At 65.5% G+C, this 4878-nt stretch carries 3 protein-coding genes; all 3 read right to left on the bottom strand.

The features are described 5' to 3' along the window. A partial coding sequence (locus ACTOXK_RS12060) for a lysylphosphatidylglycerol synthase transmembrane domain-containing protein (protein WP_482280000.1) occupies window positions 1-1162 on the bottom strand: 1162 nt, incomplete at its 3' end. Between the two features lie 48 nt (window positions 1163-1210). After that, the gene (locus ACTOXK_RS12055; RefSeq protein WP_482279999.1) at window positions 1211-2872 is read right to left on the bottom strand and encodes a lysylphosphatidylglycerol synthase transmembrane domain-containing protein; all 1662 of its coding nucleotides are present in this window, start codon (window positions 2870-2872) and stop codon (window positions 1211-1213) included. Window positions 2873-3009: 137 nt separating this feature from the next. Continuing rightward, a partial coding sequence (locus ACTOXK_RS12050; protein ID WP_482279998.1) for a Spy0128 family protein occupies window positions 3010-4878 on the bottom strand: 1869 nt, incomplete at its 5' end.

Here is a 4878-nt window from a genome sequence, read left to right as displayed (position 1 = left end):
CGGGCTTGCCGGCCACAGCCGCGGGCTCGACCTCCATCGACGTGGTCGAGATGCCTGCGGGCTCCGCTGCGAAAGCTTCCGAAGCCTCTTCCAAAGCCGCCGCCTGGCCGGAGACCGCCGAGTTCAGATCCTGGGCCATGGCGCCTTCGATCTTTTTCTTGCTGGGCACGAAGGCCCTCATACGCTGGATGACGAAGGCGCCCACCAAGAACGGCAGCCAGAACACGATGCCGCGGTACACCATGACCACAGCCAGACCCGTGGCCGAGTCGACGCCGAACAGCGCGAAGGCCACGGTCACCGCCGCCTCCACCACGCCCACGCCCTGGGGTACGAAAGAAATCATAGCAAACAGCGTGGCCACCACATACCCGCAGATCAGCGCTTCTGGGTGGTGCACGCCGAAGGCGAAGCCCACGAGCACGAAGCAGCCCATCTCGCAGACGCTCGACAACGTGGTCCACAGAAACGACTGCACGGTCTTTCGCGGGTTCTTAGTGATGAGGTGGGCCGCATCGGAGAAGTTGTGGATGGTGCGCGTGACGGCATCGTCCACCGGCGGCTTCTTGAAATGGGCGAGCACCTTGTCGGCCAGCTTCACGAAGGGGTGCAGCACCTTCAGCACCAAATTGGGCTTGAGGCCGCCCACGGTGATCATGAACACGAGGCCGCCCACGAGCGCGATGGCCACTGCGCCGACGGCAAGCCAGCCCGGCTGCAGCCCCACGGTAAACGACAGCGCACCGAAGGTGACAAGCATGATGATGACGAACCCGGTGTCGATGGACAGCTGCATGAGCAGCGCCGCCGTGGTGCCCTTGCCCGCCTGCATGCCGTTCTTCGTGGCCGTGGCCATAACGAGCGAGGTGCCCGCCAGGTTCATAGAGGGTGCCACCGTGTTCATGAAGAAGGTGCCGAACACGAGCGAAAGCCCCGTACCATAGCTGACATGGCCGTTCACCGTGTTGAAGCAGGCCTGGAAGCCCCGGCCTTGGGCCAGGTACTTGCCCACCTGGGCCGCCACGGCCGCGATGATGAAGGCGGGCGTGCCCTGCTTGATGGTGTCCACCAGCTTCACGAGCGAGTCGCCCGAAAACAATATGAACGCGAGCACGATCACAACCACAATGCCGATCATGATCTTCTGCAAATTCCCGCGCATAGCGTACCTCCGCTTTTCCGTTTTTGGCGGCGCGGGACGGCTGCGCGCCTAGCCCTCGCCTCCCTCGGCACGTCCCGGGCAGAGCACGGGACCCTCGGAAGCCGCCGGGCAGGGCGAGCCGGACGCACCGTCGTCCTCGGCTACCAGCATAGCGCCATCGGGGGTGGTTTTACTCAGCGTTAGCCCCTCCTGGGCCTGCTGTTCCCAACCTGTTTTCCTTCGTAAATCTTCGGAAGCCGCCTCCGTGGCCGCACGCCGGGCCTGGCTCCGCTCGCGCGCACCGTCGATGCGCTTGCGCGCGTGGGCGAGGGCGTCGTCCACGTAGTGCTGGAGCGATCCGAGCGAGAAGGGGCGGTCGAAGGCGGGGCGCTTCAGGAACAGCCACACCGCCAGCAGAACGCCCGCGACGCCCACATGGATCGTGCCCTGGAACAGAAACTCGGCCCCGGCGATGAGCACGAGCAGGCACACCGTGAAGGCCCACGCTGTACGGAAGCGCAGCACAAGCCCCACCGCCAGCACGAGCAGCAGCATGGAGCCGATGATGAGCGGGCCGCCCACGAACACCGTGGACATGTCGATCCAGGACGTGAGCATGGTGTAGGGCGCAAACGACGAGGGGATGAACGCGAGGCCAATGTTCACAAGCCCGATAATGGCCACGAGCGTACCGGCGATCCAGCCGATGTCCTTGTGCTTCTGCTCCTCGGTGGCCGTCTTCTTGCTGGCGAAGAAGCCCGATTGGGAGAGCAGCACCGCGCCGATGCAGAAGGGAATCCAGAACATGATGCCGCGGTACACGAGCGCGATGGCCGTGGCCGTGGCCAGCGAGCAGCCCGATGCCGTGAGGATGGCCGCAATGGCCGCCTCCACCACGCCGATGCCCTGGGGCGTGGGGCTCAAGATGACCGAGATGGCCGCCACGGCGAAGGCCGCCACCAAAGGCGCCGCCTGCTCGAAGCCGAAGGCGAAGCCGATGGCCACGAGCGTGGCCATGTTCAGAATGGCCGACAGCGACGCATAGGCCACGGTGATGAGCGTGCCCTTGGGGTTGCGGGCCAAAATGTTCGCCGTGTTCTCGAAGGAATGGGCCGTCTTGCGCCCCCACCCGGCGGGCAGGGCCTTCTTGAACAGGCCGATCACGCGGTTGAGCGCACGCTCGAGCCCCAAAAAGAACCGGTAGAGCACCCGCGGCTTGCGGTAGCCGATGAAAAACAGGCTCGACAGGGCCACAAGCGTGCCCGCCAGCACCACCGCGCCGGTCACGAAGAGGAAGTTCACCTGGCCGGCCACGAGCATCGTGAAAAACCCGATGGCAGAAATGACGAAGATGGCGGCGAAGTATCCGATCTGGGAGAGAATGGCACCTCCCGTGGACTGCCCCGCATCGCACCCCTCGCGATGGGCGTCGTCGATGATGAAGGCCACCCCGGTGGCTCCCGAGAACAGGCAGAACGTGTTGATGAACACGAGCGAGAAGATAAGGATGACGTTGTGCCAGAAGCCCGTGGCGTGCCCTACGGCGTCGAAGGCGGCGTCGTAGGAGGCGGCCTGTACGAAATGGCGTCCCAGCATGAGAACGATGGAGAGCACAAGGGGCACAAGCGCCCCCGTCTTCAGTGTATCGATGAAGTTGGCCAGGTAATCGGCATTGCCGATGAGGAAGCAGACGGCCACGATGCCCAATATGAGCAGCAGGGCTTTCTTCAAGGACGGACCTCCTCGGGTGGTGCGGTTGCAGTGCGTTTCAGGGCATCTAAGCCGCCAAGGCGGCAGACTTGCTCATTATACAATGGGGCGCCTTAGCTCAAAGCCGAGGCGCCCTGTCATCATTGGTTGTTCACGGCCTAGCCTCGCGGGTTGCGACGACGGCTCACCACAGCCAAGACCACGCCGCTTGCAATGACCACGAGAAATGCGATGAGCATCGGCAAACCGAGGTCGTCGCCGGTCTGGGCGAAGGCGCCGGGGGCCTTGGACGCATCGGCGCTCTCTGCGTCCGCGGCAACGTCCGTTTTCGCCGCACCACCATCCGCGGAGGACTCATCGTCCTTAGCGGTCGGCTTGGAAGACGCAGAAGCGTTGCCCTGGTGGTCGCCCGGCTTGACGGCCCCATCGGCCCCAGCAGCATCGTCGGCATCGCCGGCCCCATCGGGCCCATCGGCCTCGGAGGCCGCATCGGTCGCGACGTCGCCGGAGCCGACGGCATCGGGGCGCCCGGCCCCCTCAGCGGGAACGGTGGTCGTCGCATCCCCCGGGCCGCCATCGGCCGCGCCCGAGCTGGCGCCCGCATCCGCACCGGCGTTCTGGGAATCGTCCGGCTTCGTCGCCGATCCCGCACCGCTTCCGCCCTCGCTCCCGTCGTCAGCCGGATTGTCGGCCGCCTTCTGCGTGTTCTCCCAGACAACGGGGCTCGGCTTGGCATCGAGGTCCACATCGACCCATTGGTCGCTGTCCGCCGGTTTCTTACGCACATAGGTCACCGCGGCATCGAGGCGCTCGTCGTCGCCTTTTCGCACCTCCACGGTGATGACATAGGACGACTCGTCCAGCTTCACCTTCGAGGCAACCGACCGCGCCGACTCGATCTGGCTCACCGCGTAGAAGAAACGCCCTGGCTCATCGTACGTCGCATCGGCAATAAGTTGGATCGGTGCCGCATGGCCGCCCTCCGACGCCTCGCACGACACCTCGTGCTCGTCGATCAGCTTGCCGTCTTCGCCCACCTCGCGCACGGCGAAGTTGAACTCGCCGGATGCGATGGCGTCGCCGTCAAGGGAAACGGCGCCCTGATACGAATCGAGCACAGCGCCGTTGAATATGTTCACGAAGCCCATGCCGGAGCCGACGGCGCTCTTCAGCGGAGCACCCGCGAAGGCGGCATCGCCCAGCGGCACGACGGCAATCTCGGGATTGTTGGAATCGCTGCCGGTCTCGTATGCATAGAGGTACACGCGCTTCACGGAGTTGTCGTAGGTGACGCCCCGATAGACGTACCGCCCGAGGGCGTCGCGCGTCACGCCGTCCTTCAACGTGCCATCGGCGTTGCGCGGGGGCAGCTCGGCAATGGTGTAGCAGAAGATCGCTCCCTGGTGGCGCTGGGTGGCCGTCTCCCCAACCGACGTCGCGTCGAAGACGAGGGGCTCGAAAGCCACCGTGCCGTCGGCGGCGTTTTCCACCGTGATATCGGAAGGCGCAGGCTGAGTGGCCGAGGGATAGTAGGTCAGGTCGGCCTCAGTTACCAGCTCGTACTTCTCGGCTGCGCTCAGCGAGCTGCCCTGGCGCAGCTTCTTCGGCAAATCGGACTGAGGCGGAATCGATGCAACGCCAGCCACGCCCAAGCGGAAGGTGAACTCGCCAGCCGCAAGAGAGCGCCCTTGCAGATACTTCATGCCAGTAATGGCAAACGATGCGGGCTGGGCAGGCTTGATGGCTCGCGGCTCCTTCCCCGCCGCCGATGCGGAGCCGTCCCTCTTCGCAGTCGGAGCGCCGCTCTTCGCCGTGGCCGATGCGGAGCCGTCTCCCTTTGCAGCCGGAGCGCCGTCCTTCGTCGCAGCCGGGGAGCTGCTCTTCGTCGCAGCCGGGGCGCCGTCCCCCGTTGCGACCGGCGCGCCGCCCTTCGCAGAGGCGGCCGCGGCGTGCAGCGGCAACTGATAGGAACCCGGTAGGGCGTCGGCTTCCGCCGCGGCGGCAGACGGAGCCCCCACGAGCCCGAA

Source organism: Adlercreutzia sp., from assembly GCF_056795635.1.
This window is presented reverse-complemented; position numbering and strand designations above follow the sequence as displayed.